Origin of the sequence: Streptococcus sp. HMSC071D03 (genome assembly GCF_001812125.1) — a bacterium.
In the GTDB taxonomy this organism is placed as follows: Bacteria; Bacillota; Bacilli; order Lactobacillales; family Streptococcaceae; genus Streptococcus; species Streptococcus pseudopneumoniae_N.
The window spans coordinates 45039-60448 of sequence record NZ_KV807817.1 but is presented as its reverse complement, the minus strand read 5'-3'; the positions used below and the strand labels follow the sequence as shown (position 1 = coordinate 60448).

Here is a 15410-nt window from a genome sequence, read left to right as displayed (position 1 = left end):
ATAACACAGAGGTGTTTTCTTATGCCTATAAGAGATTTCATTTGGCAAGAGGAACCCTTGAAGCTGTTTTGTCAGCTAAACCAAGGCTAGTCTTAGCCTTGGCTCGCCAGCCTAACAGCATCAAGCCTCTTATCAAATGAAATCGAGTACTAGCTATAAGCTAGTTGAAACATCTAATTTTTAGGAGGGCTGGATGGCTAACTTCATTATAGAACTTTCAAAGCTAAAAAGAATCAATAAAATTTAAAAAAATAAGCAAAAACTCTTGCACTAATCAAAGTAGTGTGGTATACTTATAAATGGTTTGAAAAAACTGCCTAAGACAGTAGGGGAGCTCGACTCATAAATATCCTACCGAGGACAAAACGTATCATTTAAAAAGAAGCGTATTGTACTTTCGTGTCTAGGTTTGGGCGCGTTTTTCTTTTGGAAAAATTCCCCAAGCAAAATAATTACGGAGGTGAACACACTAATGAGTGAAGCAATTATTGCTAAAAAAGCGGAACTAGTTGACGTAGTAGTTGAGAAAATGAAAGCTGCTGCATCAATCGTCGTTGTAGACGCTCGTGGTTTGACAGTTGAACAAGATACAGTTCTTCGTCGTGAGCTTCGTGGAAGCGAAGTTGAGTACAAAGTTATCAAAAACTCAATCTTACGTCGTGCAGCTGAACAAGCTGGACTTGGAGAATTGGCATCTGTTTTTGTTGGACCATCTGCTGTAGCATTTTCTAACGAAGATGTTATCGCACCAGCGAAAATCTTGAACGACTTTGCTAAAACTGCTGACGCACTTGAAATCAAGGGTGGTGCAATCGAAGGCGCTGTCGCATCAAAAGAAGAAATCGTTGCTCTTGCAACTCTTCCAAACCGCGAAGGACTTCTTTCTATGCTCCTTTCTGTACTTCAAGCGCCAGTGCGCAACGTTGCTCTTGCAGTCAAAGCGGTTGCAGAAAGCAAAGAAGACGCAGCTTAATCTTAAGCTACGCAGCGTAGCTTAGCTACGAAAAAAATAAAAAAACTAATTTTAAAACTTATTTGGAGGAAATAACAATGGCATTGAACATTGAAAACATTATTGCTGAAATTAAAGAAGCTTCAATCCTTGAATTGAACGACCTTGTAAAAGCTATCGAAGAAGAATTTGGTGTAACTGCAGCTGCTCCTGTAGCTGTAGCTGCTGCTGGTGGTGCTGAAGAGGCTGCTAAAGATTCATTTGACGTTGAATTGACAGCTGCTGGCGACAAGAAAGTCGGCGTTATCAAAGTTGTACGTGAAATCACAGGTCTTGGTCTTAAAGAAGCTAAAGAACTTGTTGATGGTGCACCAGGTGTCATCAAAGAAGGCGTTGCAGCTGCAGAAGCTGAAGAAATCAAAGCTAAATTGGAAGAAGCTGGAGCTTCAGTTACTCTTAAATAAGAGGCATATACCAATTAGAATTCGGAATACTATAGTATCAGCCTTTTAGAATCGTGAACACATTTTAGAAACTGATAAATTAATTTAGTTTCCTACCAAAAACCCTACCAAAAATTAATTTGGCAGGGTTTTTCTTTTTAATAAAATTATTTTGGAGAACAGTTGAATATTGTTCTCCTTTTTTTATTTTCAGGAGGGAAAATGACAAAAGAATTACAATCATCACGCTATATTGTCATTTCATTTTTAGTACGTGAAATGGGAATTGACATTGTTGAAGCCATCTCTCTTATGGCTGAATTAGAAAAAAGTGGATTGGTTCGATTGGAATCAAGTGGAGATTTAATACTCAAAGAACTTGGAGGAGCGCTATGAAACGAATAACCGCAAATCAATACCAAACTTCAGAACGGTATTACAAATTACCTAAAATTCTTTTTGAGGATGAGAAATATATGGATATGAAACTAGAAGTAAAGGTAGCTTATTCTATTTTAAAGGATCGTTTAGAATTATCTCTCAGTCGTGGTTGGATAGATGAAGAAGGAGCGGTTTATTTAGTATTTTCTAATTCTAAACTGATGAGGCTATTAGGTTGTTCGAAGTCAAAATTACTGTCCATCAAAAAAACTCTTAAAGAATATGACTTAATTGATGAAGTCCAACAGTCTTCAAGTGAGAAAGGGAGACTAGCTAATAAGATTTATTTAGGGGAGTTGTCTTCTACCCCAGTAGCTAGTTCGAACAGGCCTAGTGTTAAAAAAAGACTAGGGCAGGATGAAAATGAAACGGCCCCCGTCTCTTATTCAGCCCCTAGTGAGACTGAAGTTAGTGAGACTAAATATAGTGAGACTGATTCTTTATTTATTGAGGATGAGGAAGAAAGGAATTCTCAACCTATTTTGAGAAGAAAAGTAGAAAAGGTCACAAAATATGATCGAGATTATATTTGGGGATTAGTACAAGATCAATTTAGACGAGAGGGTTTTTCTGAAACAGCCAGTGATATAGCTATGACTGATTTTGAGAGAATCTATCAATATGCTCTTGACAATGTTCGCTTTGTTAGACGAGCGGAAGTACTTGCTGAATTTGTGTTTAACGGCTTGTATTCCGTTTGGAATAACCGTGTTAGAAAAGGAGGTGGTTAAATGTCGCCAATCGAGTGGATATTAGTTATGCTTATTGTCATTTCAAGTGGAGTGACAGTTCTGACAATGATAGTCGATAAGAAAGGGGTGATAAAGAAATGAGATTTATTGATTTATTTTCAGGTATCGGTGGCTTTCGTCTTGGAATGGAAAGTGTCGGACACGAGTGTATTGGATTTTGTGAGATTGATAAATTTGCTAGGAAATCTTATAAGTCCATTTTTCAAACGAAAGGAGAAATAGAATTTCATGACATACGAGATGTTTCAGATGACGAATTTAAAAAACTTAGAGGGAAAGTCGATGTCATCTGTGGGGGATTCCCTTGTCAAGCATTTTCAATCGCAGGAAGACGATTGGGATTTGAAGATACTAGAGGCACTTTATTCTTTGAAATTGCTAGGGCGGCCAAACAAATCCAACCACGTTTTCTTTTTCTTGAAAATGTTAAAGGCCTACTCAATCACGATAAGGGACGGACGTTCACCACAATCCTTACCACGCTTGATGAATTGGGGTTTGATGTTGAGTGGCAGGTGCTTAACAGTAAGGATTTTGGCGTTCCCCAAAACAGAGAGAGGGTGTTTATTATCGGACATTCTAGAAAGAGAGGTACCAGACTCTTATTTCCTTTCAGACGAGAAGGTCAAGCAACTAACTCTGAGACTTTAAAAATATTAGGGAATTTGAATCCATCAAAAAGTGGAATGAGTGGTAAAGTCTATTATTCAGAAGGTCTTGCACCAACCTTAGTTCGTGGAAAAGGAGAAGGATTTAAAGTTGCGATTCCTTGTATGACACCAGACAGATTAGAAAAAAGACAAAATGGTAGACGTTTCAAGGATAATCAAGAGCCAATGTTTACTTTAAATACTCAGGATCGCCATGGTATTGTCGTTGTTGGAGATTTACCAACTAGCTTTAAGGAAACTGGTCGCGTCTATGGAAGTGAGGGCTTATCTCCAACACTGACTACGATGCAAGGTGGAGATAAAATCCCCAAAATACTGATTCCAGAACCAATCCAATTTCTAAAAGTCCGAGAGGCAACGAAAAAAGGATATGCTCAAGCAGAAATAGGAGATTCAATCAATTTGGAGAGACCAAGTTCTCAGTATCGTCGTGGTAGAGTTGGAAAAGGTATAGCGAATACGTTAACAACCAGTGGGCAAATGGGAGTAGTAGTGGCTAGCTATGAAGGAGAAGATAAACAAGTTTATCATGTAGCCGGTGTCTTAATAGATGGACAATTTTACCGTCTGAGGATACGACGAATCACTCCTAAAGAGTGTTTTCGACTGCAGGGATTTCCTGATTGGGCTTTTGAAGCTGCTAGAAAAGTCTCTAGTAATAGTCAGCTCTATAAACAAGCTGGTAATAGCGTAACAGTTCCTGTGATTGCCGCAATCGCAATGAAATTAAAAGAAATAGAGGAAAAAGATGAAAGCTTTAAATAAAGAGTCAATACTAGATTGTGACGAATTAGAAACAGAATTACATGATGCAGAAATCAGACAGCTGGATGAACAAATATTTTTGATGCCCAATTATCCATGTGAGTTTGAGGTGACATTTTTAGATGATTACCATAAAAAACGCAACTACCCCCTATTTTACGAATCCTATCTTCAAAACATTATGGAATTCCTGGAAAGTCAGGATATAAAGAACGGAGCTGATGCCTTTGTAGATGATCATCAGAATCTTGTTTTTGTTTTATATGGACAAGGCTATCGAGCCGAGGGAAAAGAGGGAATACTTACAACCCAAGTAACTGTAAAAGCTTATGATGAAGACAAGAAACCGATTAACTTCGCAAATTTATTAGATTCCTTAATCGTCTCAGAATATCAAATGGAACCGAATCTTTGGGAGGTCTCTCATGATTGATCTCTATCTAAGTAAAAATAGCCAAAGAAATCAACTTCTTTTGGATTTCTTTCAAAAGTATGGCATAGAGGTCACTCCTCATTCTATTTCTGAAATGACAAAGGATAAATTAATTGAGTTGATGAGCTATTCTTCAGATTGTTTTGAATTTTTATCTCCCAATTTATTACGATTTAAGAACCGTGACAATCTAAGATTAACGGATTTCGTTGAGATGATTTTAAAAAATCCTGAACTAACCATCAGACTTCCTCTTGCGGTTTCAAATAAGCGAGTTTATCCAAATCTGAATTTGGAAGAGGCTAGAGCTCTATTGCCAAGAGATACGAAACAATTGATTTACATGGCACAAACACATTATTTATCTAACTAAAGGAGAAGCAATATGGCTGAACGATTTTGGGAGAACTTGTCCATTATTTTGGCTGAAAGAAATATCAGCTGGATTGAGTTAACCAGAAAAATGTTTGCGGGAGAGTTTCACTATCCAAGTGAATTGAATCGCTTGTATCAAAAGATTCGTCACTACAAGATGGAACAACGAATGCCTCAAAGTCCATGGGTAGAAAGGATTGTGCAGGTATTAGATTTAGATTATGAAGATTTATTTCGGAGGTAACTATGAAAAGAATAATTCCAGTATATATATTCCAACAAGTAAATGTCCTATTGGTATCCCTATACTTACTGAAATTTTTTTGTATCGGTGAGTTAACTATACTACAGATTCTCTATGGTTCGTCACTCATTTCTTTTTTATGGATGTATGATCAACGTAAACAAGTGGCTAAGGTCAATATGAAAATTAGGATAAAGTGGCTTGGTATTGGATTCGTTAGTCTACTGATTATAAGTCTATGTTTTAGTCTGATTCATGCTCAAGGAACCACGAATCAAGCAAACTTAATTGGACTTCAACATCAAGTTCCTTGGTTTTCATTTTTATTGTTCTTAATCAATGCGAGTATGGTTGAAGAATTTTTGTATCGAGAAATTTTATGGAACTTGGTCAGAAAATTAGATATTCGAGTTGCTTTGACAAGCGTTTTGTTCGCTTTAGCTCATCATCCAGGAACCATTCTAGCTTGGTGTTTGTATGTTTCCTTGGGAATGTTTTTAGGGATGGTACGCTATAAATCGGACTTATGGGGCAGTATGGGGCTACATTTGGTGTGGAACCTACTAGTTTATAGTTTGCTGCTTTTTTAGACCAAATTAGCTTGTTTTAGGGCAATGAAATGCTAACGTTATGTAACAATGTTAGTCTTTTATTTCAAAATCTTTGTTTAGTATGAATTTAGTTCTACAGAAAAATAAGAAATGTGATAAAAATTTCAACTACTCTTATCTATAATAAAGCTACCTGTTCTTTGAAAATTGAATCCACTCCGTCTTGATTAGCGTGCCTGTGTAAGTAGGGACTGAGAGTATTCCCCTGTGAAGGGCAACTGGCACAAGACGTGTGTGAGAATTTTCTAACAGACACGGAGTTTATCGTTACCAGACTTAAACGATGCGACAAACTAGATAAAGGAGTTAATCATGAAGGTAGTAAACTTGTATGATTTGAAACAAATGGGAAATAAAGGTGGTTGTACCATCCAATTGATTCATCACTTTCCTTTTGGTATGGGCTTAGGACATCTCAAAAAAGACTACATTGAATTTAAACGTGTTGGTATCGTTGATGGGAAAGCAGTAGAAGTTACTCTTCGAGAACCTTATTCGAGAGATCTACTGCAGGTTGTTAAGTCGATTAAGCAACGTCAGAAATTGATAGCTTATCGTTATAAAGAAGGAAAGCTGCTATTTGTGAAGAAGGAGGCATCAGATGTCCTCTGAACAACAGGAACGAATGGCAGTTCAATATGCAGAGCGTAGTCTTTTATTTACTGTAAGAAGTCTCTTAAAGATTCTAGAATGGTCTAGACGTCAGGCTTTAGCACAGGATTCCGCCTATAAGATAGGGGTGCAGAAATTAGAAGAATTGCTACAATCTCCTTATTCGATTGATACGATTAATCTGAAAAAAGATTTTTTAGACAAACCAATTGATATAGAGAAATTTAAAGCTTTTTTAGAGAAAGAAGAGATTCCTTTAGCCATCGCTTGGCAAGGGGATTCTCTACATTTCTACACGAAAGACCGTTCGATTCTAGACAATCATTTAGACCATCTGTTAGAAAAAATGGTTAATGATCCGGAGAAATTAGCTGATTTTACCATGGATAAGTCATTAGACGATGCAATTGATGAGGCTAAATCCCAAATTACCTTTAGACAAGAAGGAGCCGTAAAACAGAAAGAGATGGTGAGATGATGTACAGTGGAAAGAAATTCCTACTATTCTCACTGTTAGGTATCTTACTAGGCTATCTTTTTCATCGTTTGACGCTTTTGTATGATTCCTATACTGGCAATAGCTTAGATAAATGGACTCATCTCCTGATGGAAGGTCAAGATGAAGTTCTTCAGTCGCCATGGAATGTTTCTTTTACTGGAAAATCAAGTGCTTTTTTTCTACTAGGTTTTGTGATGATGTTACTAGTTTATCTCTATCTAGAGACTGGTAAAAAACAATACCGAGAAGGAGTAGAATACGGGAGCGCACGTTTTGGAACTCTAAAAGAAAAGAAGCTCTTTTACGGTAAAGAATTTTCTCATGATACGATCTTAGCACAAGATGTTCGTTTGACATTATTAGATAAAAAAATACCCCAATATGATAGAAATAAGAATATTGCGGTGATCGGAGGTTCAGGAAGTGGGAAGACATTTCGCTTTGTAAAACCCAATCTGATTCAGATGAATAGTTCCAATATTGTCGTGGATCCTAAAGATCACTTAGCTGAGAAAACAGGAAGACTCTTTTTGGAACATGGCTACCAAGTAAAGGTGCTAGATTTAGTCAATATGAAGAACTCAGATGGCTTCAATCCTTTTCGCTATATAGAGACAGAAAATGATTTGAATCGCATGCTGACGGTTTATTTCAATAACACCAAAGGCTCTGGCTCCCGAAGTGACCCATTTTGGGATGAAGCTTCTATGACTTTGGTACGAGCTTTAGCCTCCTACTTGGTCGATTTCTATAACCCACCTAAAACAAGAGAACAGCTCATAGAAGAAAGTCGTTTAAGTCAAAAGGAATATCAAAACTTGTTGAAACGTCAAAAAAAAGAAGTGGAAGAGCGAAAAAAACGAGGGCGTTATCCAAGTTTTGCTGAAATCTCAAAACTCATTAAACACTTATCTAAGGGTGAAAACCAAGAAAAAAGTGTCTTAGAAATTCTATTTGAAAATTATGCTAAAAAGTATGGAACTGAAAATTTTACCATGCGAAATTGGGCAGATTTCCAAAATTATAAGGATAAGACTCTGGATTCTGTTATAGCTGTAACCACTGCTAAATTTGCCCTCTTCAATATTCAAAGTGTCATGGATTTGACCAAAAGAGATACCCTTGATATGAAGACATGGGGCAAGGAAAAATCAATGGTTTACTTAGTTATCCCAGATAACGATAGTACCTTTCGCTTTCTTTCAGCCCTCTTTTTTTCAACCGTATTTCAAACCCTAACAAGACAAGCAGATATTGATTTTAAGGGTCAATTGCCTCTTCATGTGAGAGTTTACTTAGATGAGTTCGCAAATATCGGAGAAATCCCAGATTTTGCTGAACAAACCTCAACAGTCCGTTCTCGAAATATGAGTCTCGTTCCCATTCTTCAAAATATTGCCCAACTTCAAGGGCTCTATAAAGAAAAAGAAGCTTGGAAAACCATTCTTGGGAACTGTGATAGCTTAGTCTACTTAGGTGGGAATGATGAAGACACCTTTAAATTTATGAGTGGATTACTCGGTAAACAAACCATTGATGTTCGAAATACTAGTCGTTCCTTTGGCCAGACAGGTTCAGGATCCCTTTCTCATCAAAATATTGCTCGTGATTTAATGACACCTGATGAAGTCGGAAATATGAAACGGCATGAATGCTTGGTTCGAATTGCTAATATGCCTGTCTTTAAAAGCAAAAAATACAATTCAACCAAGCATCCAAACTGGAAGTACCTAGCCAATCAAGAAACCGATGAACGGTGGTGGAACTATCAAATCAATCCTTTGAATCAAAGACAAGAAAATCATCTTGAAGGCCTTAGAATTCGTGATTTAACTTTTGAATCTAGTTTAAAATAAAAATAGAAAAGAGGAAATAGATGATTACGCATTTTAAAGGTTTTGTTTATGGAGTAGACGCAAGTGCCATGTTTGCACAAGCTATGTCTTTGTTACAGAAGGGATTGATTGCGGTTGGTGCCTTTCTCGTTGTTGTGGGGATTGTCAACCTTGCAACCAACATTAAAGATGGTGGACCAGGTGTTCGGAATGCCATTCTTGAAATTGTCGGTGGAGTTATGGTCGGGGCTGCTGGAGCCTTTGTAACCCAGATTTCAATTTAGGAGGATAAACAATGACATGAATCTTAGTTTAGTCTCACCCTTTGTTTACCTTGCATCTGAAAAAATATCAGCTGAAAATTTATTTGAAGGATTTAATGTGGATTTACAATCTACGGTAGATCTGATTAAATCTCTATCTAGCTACAATCCAACCGTTTGGACTTATATGTCTAGTATTACTAAAAGTGTCATGCAGCCTCTTGGAGTGGCGATTTTATCAGTTGTTCTCATCTTAGAATTTTCAAAGATGGCAAAGAAAATTGCTAACTCAGGTGGAGCGATGACCTTTGAAGCATTAGCGCCGATGTTGATTAGTTATATTATGGTCGCAGTTGTAATTACCAACACTACCGTCATTGTAGAAGCCATCATCGGGATTGCGAGTCATGCCATTGAACAAGTGGCTTCGATTGTGGCTCACGGTGGGGCAAAGTATGATACCATCTCTGGATTAAAAGGTTCAGGCTTTATTGGCCGGATGATTGTAGGCTTTTTCGCCCTCCTCATTTGGCTTGTTCGGATAGTAAGTGCAGCCATGGTCAATCTTTTGGTATCCATTCGATTTATTCAACTTTACCTTATGATTCCATTTGCCCCTCTTACGATTCCAACATTTTTAAGTGATGAGTGGAAGTCTATTGGTATTGGCTATTTAAAAAATATTATGGTCTATGCGGTACAAGGGGTTCTTATTTTTCTGATTGTTTCTCTTGTTCCTTTGTTTGAATCTGCTGGGAAAATAGCTGTTTCAAATGGTGCAGGAGTCCTGCAATCTCTTGCGATTATGTTTGGTAGTTTAATACAAGCTATCTTACTGATTATTGCCCTCGTTGGTTCTCAACGTACGGCTCGCTCAATCTTAGGTATGTAATTAGATAAAGGCTAGGAAGTGATTGCTTCTTAGCCTTTTTAGAAAGGAAAGTCATGAATACACGTGTCTTTAAAGACATCTCAAAATACCAACACAGGGCTTGGTTAGGTTTCACCACAAGACAAATCGTCTTTGTTTTACCAGCCTTTATTGTCACAATTATTGTTTTGGGCTTGAATCTCTTTTTCTGGCAATTTGGAGATTGGTTTGTTTACGGTTTTGTGTTTGCTTTTACCATCCCCCTCATGCTATTTGGAGTCTATAAACCCAATGATTTATATTTTGGACATTACTTGAAATACCGTCTTCATTTTGAACTAACGGTTCCCCTACGCACAATTACAGGAAAGAAAGGACCTGAACATGAAAAGAAAATCAAATACATTAAAGAAACAAAAAACTTCAATGATTAATAAAAAGGAAGAAGTTAAAGGGAAAAAAGAGGAAGTGTTACCATCAACGGCTAATACTCTTTCTTATCAAGCCCTGTATCAAAATGGTCTGATGCAGGTGAAAGAAGATTATTTCTCACAAAGCTATTTACTTGGTGATGTCAATTACCAGACCGTTGGTTTAGAAGACAAGGGGGCAATCATTGAGAAGTATTCTGATTTGATTAACTCCCTAGATGACCAAACAAACTTCCAATTGACCATCTTTAATAAAAGATTGAATTTAGAAAAGTTTAGACAAAGTGTTTTGTATGAGGAAAAAGAAGATGGATATGATACCTATCGTAAAGAATTGAATCGGATGATGAATCAGAATTTAGACAGTGGTGAAAATAATTTTTCAGCTGTGAAACTGATTAGCTTTGGTAGAAAGGATTCTAATCCCAAACAAGCCTATCGTTCCTTGTCCCAAATAGGAGAATATTTCAAGAGTGGTTTCTCAGAAATTGATGCACGATTTGAATCCTTGGCTGGAGAAGAGCGTGTCAACTTGTTGGCCGATATGCTTAGAGGAGAACACCATCTTCCTTTTTCTTACCGTGATTTAACGAGATCTGGTCAGACAACTCGTCACTTCATAGCGCCTAATCTCTTAGATTTCAAAAACAAGAATTACCTACAAATCAATGACCGCTTATTGCAGATTGTCTATGTGAGAGACTACGGCATGGAATTAGGTGATCAGTTTATCCGAGACCTCATGCAAGGAGATTTGGAATTGATAGTTAGCCTTCATGCTCAAAGTTCGACCAAGGCAGATGCCATGAAGAAACTACGAACAAAGAAGACCTTAATGGAATCCCAAAAGATTGGGGAACAACAAAAACTTGCCCGTACAGGTATCTATTTAGAAAAAGTAGGCCATGTTTTAGAAAGCAATATCGATGAAGCTGAGGAACTCTTAAAAACCATGACCGAGACAGGAGATAAACTATTTCAAACAGTCTTCTTGATTGGTGTCTTTGGTCAGGATGAAGAAGAACTCAAACAAGCCCTAGACACTATTCAACAAGTGGCCGGCTCAAATGACCTAATGATTGATAAACTTCCATATATGCAAGAAGCAGCCTTTAATAGTTTGCTGCCATTTGGTTGTGATTTTTTAGAGGGAGTATCACGGAGTTTATTAACGTCCAATGTAGCAGTGAACTCACCTTGGACTTCAGTAGATTTACAAGACCGTAGTGGGAAATATTACGGTATCAATCAAATATCAAGTAATATTATTACCATTGATCGTAGCCTATTAAATACACCGTCTGGTCTGATTTTAGGAACATCTGGAGCTGGGAAAGGGATGGCAACCAAGCATGAAATTATCACGACCAAAATCAAGGAATCTGGTGAAAATACTGAAATTATTATCGTGGATCCAGAAGCAGAATACAGTGTCATTGGACGAGCTTTTGGTGGAGAAATGATTGATATTGCGCCCGACTCCCAAACTTATCTCAATGTCCTTGACTTGTCTGAGGAAAATATGGATGAAGATCCTGTAAAGGTAAAATCAGAATTTCTTTTATCCTTTATCGGCAAGTTATTGGATAGAAAAATGGATGGAAGAGAAAAATCGATTATCGACCGAGTCACCAGACTCACCTATCAGTCATTTAAAGAGCCTTCTTTGGAAGAATGGGTCTTTGTCTTGAGTCAACAACCAGAAGAAGAAGCGCAGAATTTGGCACTTGATATGGAACTGTATGTCGAAGGTTCTCTTGATATTTTTTCTCATAAGACCAATATTCAGACAGGATCTAATTTCTTGATTTATAACGTTAAGAAGTTAGGAGATGAGCTGAAACAAATCGCTCTTATGGTTGTTTTTGATCAGATATGGAATCGTGTCGTTCGGAATCAAAAATTAGGGAAGAAGACCTGGATTTATTTTGATGAAATGCAGCTTCTCTTACTAGATAAATATGCCAGTGATTTCTTCTTTAAATTGTGGAGTCGTGTCAGAAAATATGGAGCCAGTCCGACTGGAATAACTCAAAACGTCGAAACCTTATTGTTAGATCCAAATGGTAGACGAATTATTGCAAATAGTGAATTTATGATTCTCCTCAAGCAAGCAAAAAATGACCGAGAAGAATTGGTTCAACTCTTAGGCTTGTCAAAAGAACTCGAAAAATACCTTGTCAATCCAGAAAAAGGGGCAGGACTGATAAAAGCTGGTTCAGTTGTTGTTCCCTTCAAAAATAAGATTCCTCAAGGTACTCAATTGTTTGATATCATGAGTACAGATCCTGATAAAATGGCTTCTAATTAAGGGGAAGGTAAATGAAGGATAAAAGAGAAATCATACGTGCCCGAAAGGCATTTAGAAGAAGCCTAAAAGATGAGAAAAAATTCTTGAAAAAAGGAAAGAAGGAGGTGTGGAAACAGAAAAAAGATTCCTCTGTACTGGATGAAAAAGCATGGAAAAAAGAGATAAAGCAAAAGCTAGAGGAGATGAGAGAAGCTTCAAAGGAGAGAGTAAAACAAGCAAATGAAGATTACAATCACATCCTTCAAAATAGTCCTCCATCTCTTTTGAATCGGAAAGAATTAAGAGACAGACGATTACCTCATGCTAGGAAACGATTGAAAATAGCCAAGAAGCAATTTAGAGCAGCCAAGGTAGAAGCAAAAGAAGAAAGAAAAGAGAGTCGTAAAGAAAGAAAAACCAATCAAAAATTTCTCTACGGTCAGGAATCGAAACAAAAATCTAATTTTTTCTTTCACGGGAAGAATCTAGAAGAATTAAAAGCTAAGAAAGAAGTCAAGGCCGCAAAAGAGAATCTAAAATCTACTAAACAAGCCTATAAGTCCAAAAAAGTCAGTAGGAAAGCCAAAACTTTTCTTTATGTCCTTGGACGTGAAGGTGGAGAGTTAGCTTCAGAAAATGAAGATTTAGAAGGTTATCGCACGCTTCAAGAGACTATCAGAAAAGGAAAACGCTACAGTCGGCTTTCTTATAATCTTGGAAAAGCTAGTGTCAAAACAGGACAAGTAACAGGTCGTTTTACCAAGAAAAGACTGACCAATACAAAAGAGCGATACCATCATTTTAAGGATGGAAAAGGATGGAAACTAGCGAAAGAGAATCCAAGCTCCTTTAAAAATCGGTTTCGAAAATTAAAGAAACAAGGTCTTACAAGTGTCCGAAATATCTATCAAAAACTAAAAGCAGCCTTTTCCTTCTTTACATTTGCGGCTGGAAATCCTGCAACATGGATAGTTGGAGGATTAGTCTTTCTTCTCTTACTTATGATGAGCTTCTTTTTGGGATTTTCATCTGCTAGTTTGATTCAACAAGATGAATTTGAATTAACAAAAGCTTATACCCACCTAACTTGGGAAGACGCAGAACATACTCGTACAAATGACAAAGGAATTACCTATTACACAAAAGTTGATGATGTGATGGGGTATATGAACTTTAAATTCCATGACTATGAGTTACACAAACCAGTTCACTTATTTAGTTCCGAAACTTACAAGGATTATCTGTCTACTTTGTGGCATGATTTAAACGATGGAGAAGATTTAAAATCCATGCAAGATCTCTATGAAACTCCTAAGTATAAACTATCGAAAGACGATCAAGAGGAAATAAAGGAACTAAAAGAAGAGGGTGTGTATGCTTCCATGCAGGAATTGGACAATCCATTTGAGGGGAAAAGCAACGAAGATAGTCTAACCATGACTTATCGTTATGGATACTATGATTTAGACGGAAAACCTACTCTTCAGGAGTACATTCTACTAGAAGCAAAGGCTCACCAAACGATTGTCGCACCAATGGATGGGGTCGTATCACTAGAGGGTGACAATATAATTCTCACTAACGGAAAAGGAGAGAATGAGAGTCGATTGACCTTGTATTCTATCCATAATGGCCGTGCGATTGAGGGTACAAGAGTCCTAACAGGTGATATTATTGGTGAAACACCAGACGATACAGGTTTGAAAGTTTCCTATCAAAAGTATAAGAACAAGAAAGAAAAATTGGTGTATGTCAATCCGCAATTTTATTTTCCAAAAGTCATTCAACTTCAGACCACTATCTTACCTGCCATTGGTCAGTTTGGTGGGGATGAGTTTGAACGAGCGAAACATATTTATGAGTTTTTGAAATCTCAAGGGGCAAGTCCCCAAGCCATTGCGGCTATTTTAGGAAATTGGTCGGTAGAATCTTCTATCAATCCTAAACGAGCTGAGGGAGATTATTTATCTCCTCCAGTTGGCGCTACCGATTCCTCATGGGATGATGAAAGCTGGTTAGCAATTGGAGGGCCAGCCATTTATAGTGGTGCTTATCCTAATATTCTTCATAGAGGTCTAGGTTTAGGGCAATGGACAGATACCGCAGATGGATCAACACGTCATACAGCCTTGTTAAATTATGCACGCACCCAAAATAAGAAATGGTATGATTTAGACCTCCAACTTGATTTTATGCTTCATGGGGATAGTCCTTACTATCAAAGTTGGTTAAAGGATTTCTTTGGAAATACGGGCAGTGCAGCTAATCTCGCTCAACTCTTTCTGACCTATTGGGAGGGAAATTCTGGTGATAAACTACTGGAAAGACAAACCAGAGCAACGGAATGGTATTACCAAATTGAAAAAGGCTTCAGCCAAACAAATGGAGGACAGGCAAAAAGTGACCCGCAATCCCTTGAAGGGGTTCGTGGGGACTTGTATGATCATTCTGTTCCTGGTGGTGGAGATGGTATGGCCTATGCCTATGGACAATGTACATGGGGTGTTGCGGCTCGTATGAATCAATTAGGCTTAAAATTAAAAGGAAGTAATGGAGAGAAGATTTCAATCATTAATACCATGGGAAATGGTCAGGACTGGGTTGCGACAGCTTCAAGTCTTGGTGGGGAAACGGGCTCTACACCAAGAGCAGGTGCTATTGTTTCTTTTGTAGGAGGTACACATGGCACACCAGCTATCTACGGTCATGTGGCTTTTGTCGAGAAGGTCTATGATGATGGGTCTTTCCTTGTGTCTGAAACTAACTATGGTGGCAACCCTAACTATACCTTTAGAAAAATCTCTCAAGCAGATAGTGCCATTAGTTTTGCCTATACTACGAAATAGAAGAGTTTACACTTGAAATTTTAGATATTTTCAGGTAAAATAAATAGTGTAGATGAGTGGTCGGCTCATGGTCAAT

The 15410-nt window shown here is 37.6% G+C and carries 17 protein-coding genes and 1 other annotated feature; all 17 genes read left to right on the top strand.

Translation table 11 applies throughout. From position 1 onward, the window contains the following. Positions 1-298: 298 nt before the first annotated feature. Positions 299-434, top strand: a sequence feature (ribosomal protein L10 leader region). A 38-nt stretch (positions 435-472) separates the two neighbouring features. The 17 genes from rplJ (at position 473) to HMPREF2837_RS09975 (ending at position 15334) form a co-directional block, all read left to right on the top strand. Continuing rightward, on the top strand, positions 473-973 hold the full coding sequence (gene rplJ, locus HMPREF2837_RS10050) for a 50S ribosomal protein L10 (protein WP_049548792.1): 501 nt from the start codon (positions 473-475) through the stop codon (positions 971-973). 77 nt (positions 974-1050) lie between these two features. Next, positions 1051-1416: a 50S ribosomal protein L7/L12 gene (rplL, locus tag HMPREF2837_RS10045; protein WP_001196968.1), complete on the top strand. Its 366-nt coding sequence runs from the start codon at positions 1051-1053 to the stop codon at positions 1414-1416. A gap of 201 nt (positions 1417-1617) precedes the next feature. Continuing rightward, the gene (locus tag HMPREF2837_RS11325) at positions 1618-1791 is read left to right on the top strand and encodes a hypothetical protein (protein ID WP_000159607.1); all 174 of its coding nucleotides are present in this window, start codon (positions 1618-1620) and stop codon (positions 1789-1791) included. Next, positions 1788-2567, top strand: a complete 780-nt coding sequence (locus tag HMPREF2837_RS10040) for a replication initiator protein A (protein WP_049548791.1) — start codon at positions 1788-1790, stop codon at positions 2565-2567. Before HMPREF2837_RS11325 ends, HMPREF2837_RS10040 begins: the two co-directional genes overlap by 4 nt. Positions 2568-2665: 98 nt before the next feature. Beyond that, a complete protein-coding gene (gene dcm, locus HMPREF2837_RS10035) occupies positions 2666-4024 on the top strand; it encodes a DNA (cytosine-5-)-methyltransferase (RefSeq protein WP_049548790.1) in 1359 nt (452 codons plus the stop codon). Continuing rightward, positions 4008-4457 (top strand): hypothetical protein, encoded by a 450-nt coding sequence (locus HMPREF2837_RS10030; protein WP_075230917.1) that lies wholly within the window; start codon positions 4008-4010, stop codon positions 4455-4457. The genes dcm and HMPREF2837_RS10030 overlap by 17 nt, the downstream gene beginning before the upstream one ends. Further along, the gene (locus HMPREF2837_RS10025) at positions 4450-4830 is read left to right on the top strand and encodes a thioredoxin domain-containing protein (protein WP_049548788.1); all 381 of its coding nucleotides are present in this window, start codon (positions 4450-4452) and stop codon (positions 4828-4830) included. Before HMPREF2837_RS10030 ends, HMPREF2837_RS10025 begins: the two co-directional genes overlap by 8 nt. Positions 4831-4842: 12 nt before the next feature. Further along, on the top strand, positions 4843-5076 hold the full coding sequence (locus HMPREF2837_RS10020; RefSeq protein ID WP_000840776.1) for a hypothetical protein: 234 nt from the start codon (positions 4843-4845) through the stop codon (positions 5074-5076). A 2-nt stretch (positions 5077-5078) separates the two neighbouring features. Beyond that, positions 5079-5666, top strand: a complete 588-nt coding sequence (locus tag HMPREF2837_RS10015; protein ID WP_049548787.1) for a CPBP family intramembrane glutamic endopeptidase — start codon at positions 5079-5081, stop codon at positions 5664-5666. 333 nt (positions 5667-5999) lie between these two features. After that, positions 6000-6299: a hypothetical protein gene (locus HMPREF2837_RS10010; RefSeq protein ID WP_000869763.1), complete on the top strand. Its 300-nt coding sequence runs from the start codon at positions 6000-6002 to the stop codon at positions 6297-6299. Beyond that, on the top strand, positions 6289-6777 hold the full coding sequence (locus tag HMPREF2837_RS10005) for a hypothetical protein (protein ID WP_000093687.1): 489 nt from the start codon (positions 6289-6291) through the stop codon (positions 6775-6777). Before HMPREF2837_RS10010 ends, HMPREF2837_RS10005 begins: the two co-directional genes overlap by 11 nt. Then, positions 6777-8654: a VirD4-like conjugal transfer protein, CD1115 family gene (locus HMPREF2837_RS10000; RefSeq protein WP_049548786.1), complete on the top strand. Its 1878-nt coding sequence runs from the start codon at positions 6777-6779 to the stop codon at positions 8652-8654. The genes HMPREF2837_RS10005 and HMPREF2837_RS10000 overlap by 1 nt, the downstream gene beginning before the upstream one ends. A 20-nt stretch (positions 8655-8674) precedes the next feature. Beyond that, positions 8675-8917: a hypothetical protein gene (locus HMPREF2837_RS09995; protein WP_000627865.1), complete on the top strand. Its 243-nt coding sequence runs from the start codon at positions 8675-8677 to the stop codon at positions 8915-8917. Positions 8918-8933: 16 nt separating this feature from the next. Next, positions 8934-9788 carry a VirB6/TrbL-like conjugal transfer protein, CD1112 family gene (locus HMPREF2837_RS09990; protein WP_001054256.1) on the top strand — a complete coding sequence of 285 codons (855 nt, stop codon included), beginning with the start codon at positions 8934-8936 and terminating at the stop codon, positions 9786-9788. A gap of 53 nt (positions 9789-9841) precedes the next feature. Next, positions 9842-10201 carry a PrgI family protein gene (locus tag HMPREF2837_RS09985; protein WP_049548785.1) on the top strand — a complete coding sequence of 120 codons (360 nt, stop codon included), beginning with the start codon at positions 9842-9844 and terminating at the stop codon, positions 10199-10201. Then, the gene (locus tag HMPREF2837_RS09980) at positions 10152-12509 is read left to right on the top strand and encodes a VirB4-like conjugal transfer ATPase, CD1110 family (RefSeq protein WP_186823226.1); all 2358 of its coding nucleotides are present in this window, start codon (positions 10152-10154) and stop codon (positions 12507-12509) included. Before HMPREF2837_RS09985 ends, HMPREF2837_RS09980 begins: the two co-directional genes overlap by 50 nt. A gap of 11 nt (positions 12510-12520) precedes the next feature. Then, complete coding sequence (locus tag HMPREF2837_RS09975) at positions 12521-15334, top strand: phage tail tip lysozyme (RefSeq protein ID WP_075230916.1); 2814 nt, start codon at positions 12521-12523, stop codon at positions 15332-15334. Positions 15335-15410 lie beyond the last annotated feature (76 nt).

Coding starts and splice junctions, on each gene's coding strand:
- rplJ (WP_049548792.1), top strand. CDS start 473: ATGAGTGAAGCAATTATTGCTAAAAAAGCGGAACTAGTTGACGTAGTA.
- rplL (WP_001196968.1), top strand. CDS start 1,051: ATGGCATTGAACATTGAAAACATTATTGCTGAAATTAAAGAAGCTTCA.
- HMPREF2837_RS11325 (WP_000159607.1), top strand. CDS start 1,618: ATGACAAAAGAATTACAATCATCACGCTATATTGTCATTTCATTTTTA.
- HMPREF2837_RS10040 (WP_049548791.1), top strand. CDS start 1,788: ATGAAACGAATAACCGCAAATCAATACCAAACTTCAGAACGGTATTAC.
- dcm (WP_049548790.1), top strand. CDS start 2,666: ATGAGATTTATTGATTTATTTTCAGGTATCGGTGGCTTTCGTCTTGGA.
- HMPREF2837_RS10030 (WP_075230917.1), top strand. CDS start 4,008: ATGAAAGCTTTAAATAAAGAGTCAATACTAGATTGTGACGAATTAGAA.
- HMPREF2837_RS10025 (WP_049548788.1), top strand. CDS start 4,450: ATGATTGATCTCTATCTAAGTAAAAATAGCCAAAGAAATCAACTTCTT.
- HMPREF2837_RS10020 (WP_000840776.1), top strand. CDS start 4,843: ATGGCTGAACGATTTTGGGAGAACTTGTCCATTATTTTGGCTGAAAGA.
- HMPREF2837_RS10015 (WP_049548787.1), top strand. CDS start 5,079: ATGAAAAGAATAATTCCAGTATATATATTCCAACAAGTAAATGTCCTA.
- HMPREF2837_RS10010 (WP_000869763.1), top strand. CDS start 6,000: ATGAAGGTAGTAAACTTGTATGATTTGAAACAAATGGGAAATAAAGGT.
- HMPREF2837_RS10005 (WP_000093687.1), top strand. CDS start 6,289: ATGTCCTCTGAACAACAGGAACGAATGGCAGTTCAATATGCAGAGCGT.
- HMPREF2837_RS10000 (WP_049548786.1), top strand. CDS start 6,777: ATGTACAGTGGAAAGAAATTCCTACTATTCTCACTGTTAGGTATCTTA.
- HMPREF2837_RS09995 (WP_000627865.1), top strand. CDS start 8,675: ATGATTACGCATTTTAAAGGTTTTGTTTATGGAGTAGACGCAAGTGCC.
- HMPREF2837_RS09990 (WP_001054256.1), top strand. CDS start 8,934: ATGAATCTTAGTTTAGTCTCACCCTTTGTTTACCTTGCATCTGAAAAA.
- HMPREF2837_RS09985 (WP_049548785.1), top strand. CDS start 9,842: ATGAATACACGTGTCTTTAAAGACATCTCAAAATACCAACACAGGGCT.
- HMPREF2837_RS09980 (WP_186823226.1), top strand. CDS start 10,152: ATGAAAAGAAAATCAAATACATTAAAGAAACAAAAAACTTCAATGATT.
- HMPREF2837_RS09975 (WP_075230916.1), top strand. CDS start 12,521: ATGAAGGATAAAAGAGAAATCATACGTGCCCGAAAGGCATTTAGAAGA.